This is a genomic window from Streptomyces nanhaiensis, from assembly GCF_046614825.1.
Classification (GTDB): Bacteria; Actinomycetota; Actinomycetes; order Streptomycetales; family Streptomycetaceae; genus Streptomyces; species Streptomyces radiopugnans.
Map to the genome: position 1 here is coordinate 24,813 of NZ_JBKJFM010000002.1, position 14,293 is coordinate 39,105.

General features: G+C 70.8%; 13 protein-coding genes. All 13 read left to right on the forward strand.

Features of this window, described 5'->3' with window-relative positions:
* Positions 1-175: 175 nt before the first annotated feature.
* The 13 genes from ACLIYP_RS00940 (at position 176) to fxlM (ending at position 14,245) form a co-directional block, all read left to right on the forward strand.
* Positions 176-460 (forward strand): hypothetical protein, encoded by a 285-nt coding sequence (locus tag ACLIYP_RS00940; RefSeq protein ID WP_412694737.1) that lies wholly within the window; start codon positions 176-178, stop codon positions 458-460.
* Entirely contained in the window at positions 411-923 is a 513-nt protein-coding gene (locus tag ACLIYP_RS00945; RefSeq protein WP_412711209.1) for a DUF6879 family protein, read from the forward strand. Before ACLIYP_RS00940 ends, ACLIYP_RS00945 begins: the two co-directional genes overlap by 50 nt.
* 30 nt (positions 924-953) lie before the next feature.
* Positions 954-1,802: a helix-turn-helix domain-containing protein gene (locus ACLIYP_RS00950; RefSeq protein WP_412711210.1), complete on the forward strand. Its 849-nt coding sequence runs from the start codon at positions 954-956 to the stop codon at positions 1,800-1,802.
* A 375-nt stretch (positions 1,803-2,177) separates the two neighbouring features.
* Positions 2,178-3,296, forward strand: a complete 1,119-nt coding sequence (gene amcB, locus ACLIYP_RS00955; RefSeq protein ID WP_412711211.1) for a cyclophane-forming radical SAM peptide maturase AmcB — start codon at positions 2,178-2,180, stop codon at positions 3,294-3,296.
* Positions 3,274-3,450 carry a multiple cyclophane-containing RiPP AmcA gene (gene amcA, locus ACLIYP_RS00960; RefSeq protein WP_380898750.1) on the forward strand — a complete coding sequence of 59 codons (177 nt, stop codon included), beginning with the start codon at positions 3,274-3,276 and terminating at the stop codon, positions 3,448-3,450. Before amcB ends, amcA begins: the two co-directional genes overlap by 23 nt.
* A 62-nt stretch (positions 3,451-3,512) precedes the next feature.
* On the forward strand, positions 3,513-4,187 hold the full coding sequence (locus ACLIYP_RS00965) for a pentapeptide repeat-containing protein (RefSeq protein ID WP_412711212.1): 675 nt from the start codon (positions 3,513-3,515) through the stop codon (positions 4,185-4,187).
* Between the two features lie 14 nt (positions 4,188-4,201).
* Positions 4,202-4,915, forward strand: a complete 714-nt coding sequence (locus tag ACLIYP_RS00970) for a hypothetical protein (protein ID WP_412711213.1) — start codon at positions 4,202-4,204, stop codon at positions 4,913-4,915.
* Positions 4,916-5,325: 410 nt separating this feature from the next.
* Positions 5,326-7,359, forward strand: a complete 2,034-nt coding sequence (locus ACLIYP_RS00975) for an ABC transporter ATP-binding protein (RefSeq protein WP_412711214.1) — start codon at positions 5,326-5,328, stop codon at positions 7,357-7,359.
* Between the two features lie 71 nt (positions 7,360-7,430).
* Positions 7,431-8,894 (forward strand): NUDIX domain-containing protein, encoded by a 1,464-nt coding sequence (locus ACLIYP_RS00980; protein WP_412711215.1) that lies wholly within the window; start codon positions 7,431-7,433, stop codon positions 8,892-8,894.
* An 80-nt stretch (positions 8,895-8,974) separates the two neighbouring features.
* Complete coding sequence (locus ACLIYP_RS00985) at positions 8,975-10,030, forward strand: phosphotransferase enzyme family protein (protein WP_412711216.1); 1,056 nt, start codon at positions 8,975-8,977, stop codon at positions 10,028-10,030.
* The gene (locus ACLIYP_RS00990; protein ID WP_412711217.1) at positions 10,014-10,466 is read left to right on the forward strand and encodes an MFS transporter; all 453 of its coding nucleotides are present in this window, start codon (positions 10,014-10,016) and stop codon (positions 10,464-10,466) included. Before ACLIYP_RS00985 ends, ACLIYP_RS00990 begins: the two co-directional genes overlap by 17 nt.
* Positions 10,463-11,839, forward strand: coding sequence for a phosphotransferase (locus ACLIYP_RS00995; protein ID WP_412711218.1), 1,377 nt, complete (start codon positions 10,463-10,465; stop codon positions 11,837-11,839). The genes ACLIYP_RS00990 and ACLIYP_RS00995 overlap by 4 nt, the downstream gene beginning before the upstream one ends.
* A 30-nt stretch (positions 11,840-11,869) precedes the next feature.
* Positions 11,870-14,245 carry a methyltransferase, FxLD system gene (gene fxlM / locus ACLIYP_RS01000; RefSeq protein WP_412711219.1) on the forward strand — a complete coding sequence of 792 codons (2,376 nt, stop codon included), beginning with the start codon at positions 11,870-11,872 and terminating at the stop codon, positions 14,243-14,245.
* Positions 14,246-14,293: the final 48 nt, after the last annotated feature.

Sequence of the window (14,293 nt, forward strand, 5' to 3'; positions counted from 1 at the left end):
AACACACTATGGGACTGCCGGAACGCGGGAAGCGAAGGGTCGCCGGGCCCAGGTAGCCCTTCGACAGTCTCGCCGAGCCGTGAATGCGCCAAACTCGCCACGCCACCTTGACCGCACCCTTCGGCAGGGGAATGGTGCGCAAGGGTTGGCAACTGGCTTGCGGCTGGGAGGAATCGTGGCTCTACAGTTCGTCGGGAAGGATCCGGACTCGCCCAACGGCGGCTCGCCGACCGTGTGGGTCGAGGACGAGTCAGCCGAGATCGTCGTCCAGGGTTGGCTCCCGGATCCGGAGATGAAAGCGAAGATCGACACGACGGAGTGGGTACCGGGACACCCTGTGGGCGTGCCCGACCACGAGGGCGTCGTGCGCATCCCCGTCGGGATGATTCCGTATCTGAGAGAGGCCTGCGATGCCGCAGAACGACGTGCCGGACTTCACCGCTCTGCTCAGGAGCGCTGACCGCTCGGCTGTCCACCTGGAGATGCGCGACTCCTACATGGCTGACCCGGTGTTCGACGCCTGGCAGGACGGCCGTGAGGTCGAGCTGCCCGACGCCTACCGGCAGTGGCGCACTCTGGTGGAGGAGACCGTGGCCCGCGGCGTCGCCGTACGCCGCGCACGTATCGTCTCCGAGCCGGTGACCGACTACATCCGGTGGGAGCACTCCCTCACCGGACGGCACAACATCGCCGCCGGGGAGGATGTGCGATGGCTGCCGCGTCGGCTCGCCTCCGACCTGATGCTCCCGGGCAACGATCTCTGGCTGATCGATGACGAGCGGGTGCTGTTCCACTGGTTCACCGGTGACGGGGAGTGGGCGGGGCACGAGTTCAGCGAGGACCCCACCGTGGTGAAGACGGTCGTGGCGGCGTTCGAGGCCGTGTGGGCGCGGGCCGTCCCGCATGAGGAGTTCGCGGTCTAGTTCCTGTTCCACCGCCACCGAATCATCAGCATGCCGTCGTCTCCGTCCTCCAGCGTCGTCGAAGCACGCAAGGCCCTCGCCCGCCGCCTCAAAGACCTCCGCAAGGATGCCGGTCTGACCGGCGAGGAGCTGTCCATCCGGTGCGGGTGGGGGGCTTCGAAGACCAGCCGGATTCAGAGCGCGGACAGGGCCCCGTCCGAGTCGGACATCAGGACCTGGTGCACCGCGTGTGGTGCCGAGGACCAGATCCCCGACCTCATCGCCGCCGCCCGCGCGGTCGACTCGATGTACACCGAGTGGCGGCAGCTGGAGCGCAACGGGCTCCGCGCCGCCCAGGAGTCCGTTACCGCCCTCTACGAGCGCACCCGCCTCATCCGTGTCTACGCGAGCAGGGTCCTGCCCGGCATGGTGCAGACCCGCGAGTACACCGCCGCCGTCCTGCGCTCGATCCAGCGCGATCGCGTCGGCGTGGACGACGTCGACGAAGCCGTACAGGTGAGGATGGACCGCCAGAAGACCCTCCTCAGTGGGCGGCACAGGTTCGGGCTGCTGATCGAGGAGTACGTCCTGCGGGCGGCCGTGTGCGACCCCGAAGCGATGGCCGACCAGCTCGACCGCCTGATGTCGGTCAGCGCCCGGTCCTTCGTCAGCCTCGGCGTCATCCCTCTCGGCGCCGGCCGCTCGTACCTGCCCGCCGAAGACTTCTACATGTTCGACGACACCGAGGTGGCCGTCGAGCTGACTTCCGGATATCTGCGGATCACCCAACCGACCGAGATCGCCGACTACGACCGCGCCTTCAACAACCTGGCCGGCATGGCGGTCCACGGCGCCAAGGCCCGCGCCCTGATCCTGTCCGCGCTCGACGCCCTCGGGTAAATCCCGGCAAGAAGTGGCAACTTCGTTGAGGCCGCGGCGCGGAGCTTCCTAGCGTGGTCGCTGCCGCCCGGAGACCGACGACCCTACGGGCCGCTTCCTTTCCGAAGCCTCCGAGGAGTCCTCGATGCCCGTGCTCCCCTCGATCTCTGGGTCTGCCACCCCACCGCACGTGCCCGCCGCGGCCCGCCCCCGCGTACGTCAAGGCGACAACGGTGTGCAGGACGCGCCCGTGAGCGGCGTGGCCTCCTTCCACGAGGATGGCTACCCCTGGTGCACAGGACGGTCCGCGTCCGGCGTCGAGTGGGCCATGGCTGCGGACAACATCCAGCTCGTCTCCTGACCCGCCCGCTCGAACCTCCGATCGAGAGGAGCACGATGCCCAGCCGGTCCCGTCTGGCCTCCAGGCCGCGTGCGGTGATCATGCAGCCCACCACGCAGTGTCTGCCGATGGACTGCACCTACTGCTACCTGCCGTTCAGGAAGACGAAGCATCTGATGCCGACCGCTGTCGCCGAGGCTGCGGCGAGGTCCGTCAACCGGTGGGCGGCCGAAGACCCCGCGTTTGAGGTCGTCTGGCACGGCGGGGAGCCGCTGGCCACCGGCCGCGAACACCTGGCCGCCCTCATGGCCCCTTTCCGGGGGGCGAAGCACTCCGTGCAGACGAACGCCGCCCTGCTCGACGACGCATGGTGCGAGTTCCTGCTGGAGCACGAGGTGTACGTGGGCGTCAGCATCGACGGCCCCGAGGACATGAACACCCATCGCGTCACGCTCGCCGGCCGCCCCGGGTTCCATGTCGCGATGCGCGGCATCGACCGGCTGCACCGACACGGCATCGCGTTCTCCGCCATCGCCGTCGTCTCCGACCCCGACCCCGCGGACGCGGCCCGCTTCTACGAGTTCTTCGCCGAGCTCGGCGTCACAACCCTCGGCGTCAACGTCGAAGAGACCGAGGGAGTCAACTACCACGCGCCCCAGGCAGACCCCGCCCGGTCCACCGAGTTCTGGGCCGCCCTCGCCGACGCCTGGAGGAGCAACCCCGTCATACAGCTGCGGGAGATGACGAGGGTGATGAACTTCGCCAGCGCCGTCCTCCACGGCCACACCCCGGCCTCGGCACCTGCCGACATGCCGTGGGACCCGCTGCCCACCATCGCCTACGACGGCGGCGTGGTCATGCTCTCGCCCGAGCTGGCCGGTTTCACCGACAAGCGGTTCGGCGACTTCACCACCGGCAACGTGCTCCGCGATGGTCTCGATGTCCTCGTGGCAGAAACCGAGAAGCGCACCCCCTGGATCACCGAGTTCTGGAAGGGCGTGGATGCCTGCCGCGCCACCTGCCCCTTCTTCGCCTTCTGCGGAGGAGCCCACCCGGCCAACCGGTACTTCGAGCACGAGGGCCGCTTCGACGGTACCCGGACCCGGTACTGCACCACCGCCAAGATCGCTTTACTCGAAGGAGTCGCGCGTCATGCTTCCGCCCACCGCCACTGACCTCGTGATGAACTCGGCCCAGGGCTTCCAGGCACTCCTGGAGACAGCCGGCACCCACCCCCTCGCCACCTTCGACAACCGTCCCACCTGGGACAACCTCACGCCCGTGTTCGACAACCGCCCCACCTGGGACGACTGGAGCAAGAAGTCCTAGCCCGCACCGCCATCCGGGCGGCCCGGCGAATCGGGCCGCCCTGGAGCAGAACCAGGAGCACCATGAGCACCCGTACCTTCGGCACCGCCACGATCACCACGCCCGACCTCGACGAGCCGGGCTTCTACCTCACCAACGTCAGCACCCTGGACAACCCGCGGGGCGCCCTCCAGGACTTCACCTTCGGCGACGCGGACCTCCGCTCCCTCGGACTCACCGACACCCAGCTCATCACCGGCCGCATCCACAGCGTCCGCGCACAGCGCGTCGAGTTCGAGTCTCTGAACCTGCACAGCGTCGAGATCACCGGCAGCGATCTCGGCGCGGCGCGCTGGAACGAGAGCAAGCTGACCCGCGTCGTCATCCGGGACACCAAGCTCCTCGGCGCCGCACTCGACGGTCTGGTGCTGGACGATGTGCTGTTCGAGAACTGCAAGCTCGACTACACGACCTTCACCAAGGTCCGCAGCACCGGCCCCGTCGCCTTCGCCGGCTGCATCCTCACCGAAGCCACGTTCACCGACTGCGACCTGTCCAACGTCGTCCTCTCCGACTGCACACTGCGCCTCACCGAATTCGGACCCGGCCGCTACCGGGGTGCCGACCTGCGCGGCAACGACCTCACCACCCTCCGCGGTGTCGCCCACCTCGCCAAGGTCCGCATCGACCCGGGCCAGCAGCACGACCTCACCCAGGCCCTGGTGAGCGAACTCGACATCGCCGTCGGAGACGACTGACCCGGAGCGCCGCATTGCCGCTGCACATAGCCTTCACCAGCCCCGACTCACTCCGCGAACGCTGCGACATCACCACCGTGCGGACCGCCGACACCGAGCCCGCCTACGAACCCGGCGCCGTGATTCCCGCCGGACCATGGCACCCCGTCACCGATGCCGCCGCCCGCGCGCTCATCCCACCCACCGCTACGCCGGCGAGCACGCTCGTGGAGATCGTCCGCCCGCCCCTGCCCTCGCACGGCCACCTCGACGACCTCGCCCTACCCCTGGGCGGCGCACACGCCCAGTACATCGGCCAAGCCCTCGCCAAGCCCGACATGACCACCACGACCACGAACCACCGAGACGGCCGCCTCATCGGCCTCCACCTCGACAACTGGGACAAACTCACCTACGAGCACAAGCCCTCCGGCCGACGCCGCCTCGCCCTCAACCTCGGCCCCGGCATCCGCTACATCATCCTCGCCACCCTCGACGCCCAAGCCGTCTGCCGCGCCGTCCGCCCCAACGACTACGCCTGGCGCCACCCCCACACCGATGACTACCGCACCCACGCCGCCGCCGGACACACGATCAACGTCATACGCATCCGTCTCGTCCCCGGCGAGGGATACATCGCCCCCACCGAGTACCTGCTGCACGACGGCTCCACCGAAGGCCAGGAGGCATCCGCCATCGCCTTCTGGCTCGGCCACTGGCAGAGCGGGAAACTGCCGTCGCTCATATGAGCCCTCCTTGCTGCCGACGACCGTCCCCTGCACCCCGAGGCGATCGCCCACCCCTGATACGCGCGCACCGGCAGCGGCTTTCCCTTCGAGCACCACTCGTCTCCGCGCCCCACATCCGCCAGGGCCTCGCCTGCGACCACCAGGAAGCACGGAGAGCGGCCTGCCCGACGACGCGGCCATGACGCCACGCCCGTGCCTGACTGACCGCGCAGATTCGCAGTGCCTCAGCATCGGCGTTTCGGCCAATCCGCCACCGGCCGTGCGCTCTTGCGTGGCAAGGGTCGGTGCATTGCGCACGTTCGGAGGACCGCTGGATCTCGGGGAACGCGACACGTCCGAAAGACACGTGTTCGAAATTGCGGCGGCATCGTTGAACACGCCGACACCACCACGCCCACGAGGGGAATACGTTGACGCAAGTCGAACCAGACAGCGACGAGATCAAGAACCCGCCGAAAGCCGCGGTCACGGGCGATACATCGGATGCCGAGCGTGAACTGTACGGTGGCCGACTGCGCTACGACCAGTCCTACGTCCGACATGAAGACCCCCTGACCCGGCTGAAGTTCGGATACATGGCAGCCGCGCTTCCCCGCATGGTCGGCATGGTGCTGCGTACCGGCTGGGAGACGGACCGGCGGGCGCTCGCCGGGGTCGTGGCGGCGCAGCTCGGGCAGGGCGTGACGGCCGCCTGGGGGCTGGTCGCGGTCAACAGTGTGCTGACGGAGCTGTTCGCCGACGGTCCGACTGCGGACAAGCTCCGCGACGCTCTGCCGTCGCTGGCAGCACTCGCGGTAGCGGCGGTGGCGACCGCGGTGCTGTCGGCGTGGTCGACGGCCATGTCGGGCCGGCTGGAGCCGCAGGTGGAGCGTGCGGTCTCCGCCCGGTACTACACGGCCGTCACCGGTGTGGAGGTGGAGGCGACCGAGCGGCCGGAGGTCCAGCGGGTCCTGGAAGCGGGGAAGTTCGGCACAGACTCGGCCCGCAGCATGCTCCGGCTGTCGGTCGGCGTGGGCAATGTGGTGATCGGCATGGTGGCGGCCGCGGTCGTGCTGGCGTCGCTGCACTGGGTCCTGCTGCCGATGCTGCTGGCCATCGCCCTGCCCAAGGGGTGGGGCGCGGTGCGCTCCGCGCGCCGTGAGTACCTCTCGCGGAGAAACTGGGTCGACCACCGCAGGGCGATCGCCTCTCTGCTGGCCTATCTGACCCGTCCGCACGCTGCCGGGGAGATCCGCGTGCACGCCGCCGGCACGAAGCTGCTGTCCAGCTACGAGGAGATGTCGCGGCAGACGGAGGCGGAGCAGCGGCGTCTGGCCCGGGCGCAGGCTTCCACGGAGCTGGTCGCGGGCGCGTTCGCCGGTGTGGCGTCGCTGGCGTGCTACGGGGTGCTGTGGTGGCTGCTGGCGTCCGGTGGTCTGCCGCTCGCCGTGGGCGGCACGGCGGTGATCGCCATCCGTACCTCGACGGCGCGGCTCACGTCGCTGGTGCAGCAGGTGAACCGGCTGTACGAGGAGTTGCTGTTCCTCACCGACACCGAGGACGCCATCACGGTGGCGGGTGAGAACGCGATCCCGCTCGCCGGTAAGCCGCTGCCCGCGCCGGTGCTGGAGGTGCGGACGGAGGAGGTGTCGTTCAGCTACCCGGGCGCCGACGGTCCTTCCCTGAAGGGCGTGAGCGTGCGGGTTCCCCGGGGAAAGGTGACGGCCCTGGTGGGAGCGAACGGCTCGGGGAAGACCACGCTCACGAAGGTGCTGGCCGGGCTGCTGCTGCCCTCCGAAGGGAACGTGTGGTGGGTGGGTGAGTCGGGCGAGCAGGTCGAGCTCCGCGAGACGGACCGCGCCCAGGTCTTCGGCTCCGTCGGGCTGCTGGCGCAGGACTTCCCGCGCTGGGAGATGACGGCCGCCGCGAACGTGGCCATCGGCGCCGGCGACCGTCCCCGGGACATGGAGCGCGTCCGCGGCTCCGCCCGGGAGGCGGGCGTGCTCGACCTGGTCGAGAGCCTGCCGCACGGCTGGGACTCCATCGTGTTCAAGGGGTACGAGCGAGGTGTCCAGCTCTCGGGCGGACAGTGGCAGAAACTGGGGTCCGCTCGAACCCGCTACAGGCGGGCGCCGTTCCTGCTGGTCGACGAGCCCACCAGCGCCCTCGACCCCCATGCGGAAATCGCCTCGTTCCAGGGGCTGTGGTCCCTTGCCGAGGAAGGGCACGCGGTCGTCCTTGTCACCCACCGGCTCGCCGCGACCATGCACGCCGACCACATCTACGTCCTTGACCAGGGACGCGTCGTCGAGGACGGCACCCACGACGAACTCATGGCCCGCGCGGGCGGCCTGTACCAGGGCATGTTCACCGCCCAGGCCGCCCAGTACGGACTCGCGCCCGCAGCCGCCAGGCTTCCCGGCCCCCGCGGCATCCAGCCGTCCGACCACGAAACGGCGAGCTGACCCGCTCCAGCGCGACTTCCTCAGCCCGGTCCCGCAGCACCCGCCCCTACGTCGAAGGCGAGACGACGCACGTGCCCCCCAGCTCCTCCTCGATCCGCAAGACCGTCGAGGCATACCTCGACCGCCACCCTGATGAGCATGACGCCCTGGCCGAGATGCTCGCCTCACTGGAACGGTCTGTCGACGTGACCGCCCGGACGACGCTGCCCGGCCACATCACCTGCAGTGCCGTCGTCATCGACCGCCGGCTCCGGGCGCTGCACATCCGGCATCGGGCCACCGGCCTCATGCTCACCCCCGGCGGCCATATCGAGCCCGGCGACCGCACGCTGCTCACCGCGGCGCTGCGCGAGGTGGCGGAGGAGGCCGGGATCCCTCCGGGTGCCCTGTGCCTGACCCGGCAGATGCTCGGCTCTCCCATCGACATCGACGTCCACGACATCGACGCCAGCCCTTCCAAGGGCGAATCGGCCCACCGGCACTTCGACTTCCGCTATGTGTTCTACCTCGTCGACGAGGAGTTGCCGACGATCACCTTGCAAGACGAGGAGGTGTCCGGCGCTCTGTGGCTTCCGTTGTCGGAGGTCACCTCACCGACCCTGCGTGCGAAGCTCCTCGGGGCGCAGCTGGACGGCCGGCCGGAACCAGTGAACGCATCCGCGCTGATCCACGACGGCCAGGGCCGGTACCTGCTCCATCTGCGCGACCACAAGTCCGGCATTTGGCAGCCGGGGGCGTTCGCCCTTCTCGGCGGCGGCCGGACGCACGACGACCGGAGCATTGAGGACACGCTGCTGCGTGAGCTGTCCGAAGAGGTCCCCGACCTCTGTCTGGAGGATCTGGAGCCCTATGCCGTGGAGGACGCCACCAGCGTCGACGGGCTCCACGTTCCGATCCAGGTGTTCACCGGCCGCTGGCGCGGCAACCCCGACCGGCTACTGCTGCGCGAGGGAGTGCTGCTGCGCTGGTTCGCCCCCGCCGACCTGGACCGGTTGCGCCTGAGCCCAGCGACCCGAGACCTCATTCACCGGCATGCGGCCGAGAACGGCCCGGACGGCCTGCCGGTCGTAGCTCCTGCCCCGTGGGGCGGGGGCAGCCGGACCGTGCTGAACGGCATCGGCGTGCACCTCCACCTGGAAGATGACGAGGGTCGGGTGCTTCTCGGCCTGCGCCACCCCGACTCGGTGTACGCGGGGAACACCTGGCACTACCTGGCCGGGCGGTGCGAGCAGGAGCCGGCGCGGGCGTGTCTCGTCCGGGAGGCGTGGGAGGAAGCGGGTCTGGTCATCGACCCTGCGGACGTGGATCTCGTGCATGCCGTGCACGTCGTGGACGCCCCGGGCGGACAGCCCTTGATGCAGTTGGTGTTCCGGGCCCGCCGCTGGGAGGGCACTCCGGAGGTCCGCGAACCGGACAAGTGCCTGGTCTGGCGGTGGTGGCCGCCGCACGAGCTTCCGGAGCGGCTGGTCCCCTACACCCGTGCGGCCCTCGCCGGCATCGCCGAGGGCCGCGTCTACTCGCAGATGGGCTGGTGAAGGCCGTGAGCGCGCATACCGGGAGCAGCCCCGGGTTGCCGGCCACCCCGTTCGGTCCCCAGCCACCGCGGAGTGCCGAGATGAGCGCACAGTCCGACAGCATGGTCGTGACCGGCATCCTGACGCTGCTGTACCGGATCGTCCCGGTCTCGGTCAGCGAAGGGCCGGCAGGCACGGCGACCCGCAACTACCTGGTCGAGGACCGCGAGGGCGGGCGGTGGTTCGTGAAGGAGTATCCCCGCGGGACCGACGTGGGCGAGGAGCAGCAGGCCCTGGCCCTGGGCGAGTCGGCCAGGGCGGCCGGGGTTCCGGTGCCGGCCGTGCGACGGACGGTGACCGGCGAGCTGATCGCGTCGGCCGGAGGACTGTCGGTGTCCGTGACGGAGTACGTCGCGGATGCGCAGACCGCCGAGGGCGGACTGTCCGGCGGCCGGTGGGCCGCGGTGGGCGAGGCCGTCGGCCGTCTGCACCGGGCCCTGGCCCGTCACCCCGCCGGGCCGCCGCGCCCTGTCCCGGTCGGCGCAGTGTGCGACGTCGAGCGGGCCGGGCGACGGCTGGAGGACCTGCTCGCCCGCTGGGCCGCCGCACCACCGTCACAGGGGTTCGCGGCCTGGGCGCACCGGACCGCGGAACGGCGGCTCGCCGCCCTTCCCGAGGCGGCAGCCAGGCTGGAGAGGTTGCCGGTCACGCTGACGGCTCAGGTTGTGCACGGGGACCTGGCCTCGCCCAACCTGCTGCTGCGCGGCGAGGAGGTCGCAGCACTGATCGACTTCCGTCCCCCTGGACATCGCAGCGCCGCCCGGGAGCTCGGCCGGATCGTCCTGGACCCGCGCATCGTCCTGGACCCGCGCACCGTGCTGGCCCGCCCCGACGAGTGGATCCCCGGCCTGGTCCGTGCAGTGGACGCCTACCGAGCGGCCAACCCCGCCCTCTCCGCCGGGGATCTGCTCGCCGTGCCGCGTGTCGCCGCCGGGTACCTGGCCTGCTCTGTCTATCCCCTGTCCGAGCCGCTGAACGACCCCGCCGCGCTCACCCCAGCGCTGGAGGCGTACGGGCGTGCCCGGCAGGAGGCCGCGACGGTGCTGTGGGAGCGCCTGGAGGAAGCCGAGGAGGTGCTCCGTGACGTCCTGTCCTGAGTGCCTCTCCACACCCGCCTTCGCCCCCTCGTCGCTGTGGTGGCACCGCGACTTCCGCCGGTACCCGAGCGGCCAGACCGCGAGCGTGGCCGGCAGCTCGATCACCCAGATGGCGCTGCCGGTGCCGGCCGTGCTCCACCTGGACGCCGCGACCGCCCGGGGCGCATGGCTGGCATTCCTGGAGCAGCTCCCGCCTGTGCTACTCGCTCTGCACGCCGGCGCGCTCGCCGATCGGTACTCCAAGCACCGGCAGGTGATCACCGGTGACCTGGTCCGTGCCGCGGTGCTCGTGACCGTACCGGTGGCGGCCGCGCTCGGCACGCCGACCCTGACGCAGCTCATGATCATCCCTGTGGTCCAGGGGGCGGCGAGCGTCCTGCGGGAGGACGCGGTGTTCAGCGTGCTGCTCACGCGGCGCCCGGGAGGCGACGCGTGAGCAGCGAGCGGCACACCGTGCCGGTGGACGTGCACCTGCTGGCCGTCCGCGACGGCGAGCAGGGCCCGGAGGTATTGCTGTCCCGGCGGGCCGGCGACGTGTACGCGGCGGGCCTGTGGCACGCGCCATCGGGCCACCTGGAGCGGGAGACCATCCTCGCCGCCGTCGCCCGCGAGACGCTGGAAGAGACCGGGCTCGTCGTGGATCCGGTCGACGTCCGGGCAGCGGTCACGGTGCACCACCGGCCACCGGGCGGGCAGGCGCGGATCGGCTTCTTCTTCGAGGTCCGCCGCTGGCACGGCACCCCGCGGATCATGGAACCGGACAAGTGCGACGCGATCGGCTGGTTCCGGCTCGACGACCTGCCAGAGCCGATGGTCGCGTACTGCCGGGCCGGACTGGACGCCTACCGGGCCGGCGCGCCGGTGGCCGTGCACTTCCAGGAACCCGGCGACCCGGTCGCCTACGCCCCGTCCGCCGACCGGCTGGTCCTGGTCGCCGACCGCATCAGCCGCGACGCCGCCCCGGGCGACGCGGTGCGGGCCTTCACCGAGCAGGCGGTAGGCCGGATCACCGCTTGGGCGGACGTCTCCTGGGCACGCGAGGAGAGCCGCGTATGGCGGGCGGCCGGAGCCGACGGCGGCACCTGGTACGTCAAGATCCACCAGAACGACCGCTTCCACCAGCGCGAGGTCAGCGCCTTGCGCGAATGGGTCCCCACCGCTCTCGGCGCGGCCGCACCCCGCCTGGTGGCCGCCGACCCGGGGCTACGGGTCGTGGTGCTCACCGCGGTGGGCGGCCGGCCGCTGCACGGCGCCGTCCACCCTCCCGAGCAGCAGCGCCGGATCTTCCACCGCATCGGACGGCTCGCGGCGGACATCCATCACAGCGCCCCGTCCCGCCCGGCCGCCGGCACCCTGCCTCTGGGGAAGTTGGAGCGGCACCTGAACGGAGCCCGGCCCTACCTTGCGCACGGGGACGAGGAGTTCATTCGCGCCACCGCCGAGAAGGCTGCGGAGCTGCCCGCCCTGGATGAAGTGCCAACGCACGGTGACCTCCAGCCCCGCAACCTGCGCTGGGACGCGGACGCTGACGTCCTCTACGTGATCGATTTCGAGCGGTCGGAGCGAGGGCCCGCGATGCGGGACTTCGTCCGGCTGTCCGACGCGTGGCACGGCCGTCCCGACCTCCTGATCGCCGTGATGGACGGCTACGGCCGCCCTTTCACACCGGAGGAAGAGGACCAGCTCACGGTCCTGTCCGTCCTCGATGCCGTCTCCGGCATCTCCTACGGCACCGCCCACGGCGACCCGGAGCTCGTGGAGCGCAGCCACCGCACCCTGGCCCGGCTCCGCCCCGCACAACACCCCTGACCACCACACCGTCACACGAGGAGCAGCACGTTGACGTACATCGCCCGCGACCAGTGGGAGCAGCACTACAGCGACGGCAAGAACTTCCGGCAGGTCGGTGAGCGTGAGCGGGCACTGCTCGCCGAGCACACCCCGGCGCCCGACGGCGGCAGGCGGGCGCTCGACGTGGGATGCGGCACCGGTGAGATGACCGCCTGCCTCGCCTCCCTGGGCTACACCGTGGACGCGTGCGACTTCGCTGAGAGTGCGCTCGACCGGGCCCGCAAGGAGCACGCCGGCGTAGAGGGAGTGCGCTGGCTGCACCTGGACATCGAGCGCGATGACCCGGCCCCGCTGCGCGAAGACGGGTACGACCTGGTCGTGCTGCGACTGGTGTATCCGTTCTTCGCCGACCGCACGCGGATTCTGCACGGCCTCGGAGAGCGGCTGTGTCCCGGCGGCGCGCTCGTCATCATCACCCCGGTGGCCGAGCACACGCCTGAGGAACGGCGCGGGATCGCCCTCGACGAGGAGGAGATCGCTCTGCTGACGGTCGGCTGGGAACGTACGCAGCGGTTCGACGCCGGCCAGCTGGCGGTCCTGGTCCTGCGTGGCCCGTGCTATGCCAACACGCGGGCGGTGGAGCGGCGGCGGCCGCCATCCGGCCCGGCGGCGACCGCCGCGCTCGCGGTCGTCACCGACGAGGCCGGCCGGGTCCTGCTCGGTCGCTCGCACCGCGGCATGTGGGAACTCCCGGGCGGCAAAACCCTGGGTGCGGAGCGGTTCGAGGCGGCGGCGGTGCGTGAACTCGCCGAGGAGACCGGGCTCGCGGCCGAGATTGAGAACGCGTACGTGGTGACCATGCTTGCCGACGCCGCCGGTGAGGTGCCCCGGCTCACCGCGGTGGTCCGCATCACCGCCTGGTCGGGGACGGTGTCCAACCCCGAGCCCGAGAAATTCGCCCGCTGGGAGTTCTTCGATCTGCATGCTCTGGCCTGCGTCGGCGACGTGTTCGCCCCGGCCGCGGCTGCGGTGGATGCCGTGTGGCCCGGAGTCATCCCGGGCCTGCCGCCGACGGCCTCCTACCCCGTCGCCGTCGACCAGCCGCCTGTGCCGGGTGAGCCGGCCGAGGCCGTCCGGCTGCGCCGGGCGATGGCCGAGACGGTCATCGCCGACGGCTGGGCCGTCTCCGCGCCGGTACGCGACGCTCTGCGCACGGTGCCCCGACACCGCTTCGCTCCCGAGAAGGATCTGAAGACGGCGTACGACGCCGGAGACGTCGCCATCGTGACCCGTCGCGACGAAGCCGGTCGCGCGACGAGCTCGGTGTCCGCGGCATGGCTGCAGGCCGACATGATCGAGGGCCTTGGCCTCGAGCCGGGCGCGGTGGTGTGGGAGGCGGGCTCCGGCGGGTACAACGCCGAGCTACTCGCCCACGTCGTCGGCCCGGGCGGGCGGGTGATCACGAGCGACATCGACGAGTACGTCGTGCGCCGTGCCCGTCGGTTCACCGCGGAGGCCGGTAGCGGGCGTGTGACCGTCGTCCACGGCGACGCCGCTCACGGCGCGCCAGCCCTTCTGGTCCCGCGCGGCGGGTTCGACGCCATCGTGATCACCTACAACTGCTGGGACATCGCCCCGGCCTGGAAGAACCAGCTCGCCGAGGGCGGCCGGCTTGTGCTGCCCCTCGAGCTCGGCGGCTATACGCGTGCGATCACCTTCCAGCGGGCCGGTGATGTGCTGGTCGCGGAGAAGTTCACGCACTGCGGGTTCGTCCCCGCCCAGGGCGCGCACGCCCGCACCACCGCAGTCGCCGACCTGCTGGACGGTCAATTGCAGCTCCGCTTCGAGGACGGCCCCGCCGGAAACGTCGAGGGCCTGGAGGAGGCGCTGCGCGGACGGCGGCACGAGATCGCCACTGGCGTCACCATGGGCCAGGGCTTCTACTTCGGGTCGCTACAGCTTTACACGGCGACGACGGTGCCCGGATTCTGCCGCCTGGCAGTCACCGCCGACCAGGAGAGCTCGGTCGTCCAGATCACCACCGGCTCGGACGCGCCGGCTGTCCTCGGCGGCGCCTCGCTCGCCTACCTCACCTATGTGCAGACCCGGCACAGCGAGATTCGCGAAGAGCGTGAATGGGAGTGGTACGTCCACGCTTTCGGTGACCAGGGACCCGCTCTCGGCGAGAAGCTGGCGGATGCGGTCAGGGCCTGGCACCGGGACGTACGCGGCGACGGCGGCAGGAGCACCGATCCGGCCGTGACCGTGCACCCCGCCGGAACGCCGGACCACCGGCTTCCTCCCGGCGACGTGGTGGACAAAGCCCTCTGCCGCATTGTGGTGCAGTGGCCCGGCCGTAACACCCTCCTGCCCTCCCCCGTTGACCGGGTCGAAGCACGGACCGCTTCCGGGGAGGGCATGTGACGGGCGGACCAGCACCGGCGGCGGTCTTCGCCGCGCCGCCAGCACGTG

What these genes read in the sequence shown, in the direction of transcription:
- ACLIYP_RS00945 (WP_412711209.1), top strand. Translation starts at nt 411, where the DNA reads ATGCCGCAGAACGACGTGCCGGACTTCACCGCTCTGCTCAGGAGCGCT.
- ACLIYP_RS00950 (WP_412711210.1), top strand. Translation starts at nt 954, where the DNA reads ATGCCGTCGTCTCCGTCCTCCAGCGTCGTCGAAGCACGCAAGGCCCTC.
- amcB (WP_412711211.1), top strand. Translation starts at nt 2,178, where the DNA reads ATGCCCAGCCGGTCCCGTCTGGCCTCCAGGCCGCGTGCGGTGATCATG.
- amcA (WP_380898750.1), top strand. Translation starts at nt 3,274, where the DNA reads ATGCTTCCGCCCACCGCCACTGACCTCGTGATGAACTCGGCCCAGGGC.
- ACLIYP_RS00965 (WP_412711212.1), top strand. Translation starts at nt 3,513, where the DNA reads ATGAGCACCCGTACCTTCGGCACCGCCACGATCACCACGCCCGACCTC.
- ACLIYP_RS00985 (WP_412711216.1), top strand. Translation starts at nt 8,975, where the DNA reads ATGAGCGCACAGTCCGACAGCATGGTCGTGACCGGCATCCTGACGCTG.